Origin of the sequence: Shewanella canadensis (assembly GCF_003966225.1) — a bacterium.
Classification (GTDB): Bacteria; Pseudomonadota; Gammaproteobacteria; order Enterobacterales; family Shewanellaceae; genus Shewanella; species Shewanella canadensis.
Genome location: NZ_RXNU01000056.1, coordinates 1 through 1,107 on the forward strand (window position 1 = coordinate 1; position 1,107 = coordinate 1,107).

A 1,107-nucleotide genomic window follows, 5' to 3' on the forward strand; every position below is an offset into this window, starting at 1 on the left:
GCTTTGTTGAAGCCCTTGATGCCTCTGCCCAAGTCCTCAGCGACAGTGGTACCGTCAGCTTCGGTGATATCGACACCACCGATGTGGTGGATATTACCTTTGTCTCTGACGACAACATCACCTGGAATAATGGTGACGGTGAAATCATTGATGCCGGCTTGGCCAGCGCACTGGTCGCCGGCTTTAATACCGGCGTCCTTGATGCCGATGCCCCCGGCGATACCCCATGGAATTATGATACCGCCGGTTTAGATCTGGATTTCCTCGCCTTAGGTGAAACCATCACCTTCAGCTACACCATTACCGCCACCGATAATAATGGGGCGTTCGCCACCGATGTCGTCAGCTTTACCATCACTGGTACTAATGACGTCCCAACCATCAGTGTGACCCAATCCGCCGGCTTTGTTGAAGCCCTTGATGCCTCTGCCCAAGTCCTCAGCGACAGTGGTACCGTCAGCTTCGGTGATATCGACACCACCGATGTGGTGGATATTACCTTTGTCTCTGACGACAACATCACCTGGAACAACGGTGACAGTGAAATCATTGATGCCGGCTTGGCCAGCGCACTGGTCGCCGGCTTTAATACCGGCGTCCTTGATGCCGATGCCCCCGGCGATACCCCATGGAATTATGATACCGCCGGTTTAGATCTGGATTTCCTCGCCTTAGGTGAAACCATCACCTTCAGCTACACCATTACCGCCACCGATAATAATGGGGCGTTCGCCACCGATGTCGTCAGCTTTACCATCACTGGTACTAATGACGTCCCAACCATCAGTGCGACCCAATCCGCCGGCTTTGTTGAAGCCCTTGATGCCTCTGCCCAAGTCCTCAGCGACAGTGGTACCGTCAGCTTCGGTGATATCGACACCACCGATGTGGTGGATATCACCTTTGTCTCTGACGACAACATCACCTGGAATAATGGTGACGGTGAAATCATTGATGCCGGCTTGGCCAGCACACTGGTTGCCGGCTTTAATACCGGCGTCCTTGATGCCGATGCCCCCGGCGATACCCCATGGAATTATGATACCGCCGGTTTAGATCTGGATTTCCTCGCCGACGGTGAAACCATCACCTTCAGCTACACCATTA

General features: G+C 53.6%; 1 protein-coding gene. It reads left to right on the forward strand.

The genetic code is table 11. The annotated features are described in order from the left end of the window. A partial coding sequence (locus EKG38_RS24800) for a VCBS domain-containing protein (protein WP_221767775.1) occupies positions 1–1,107 on the forward strand: 1,107 nt, incomplete at both ends.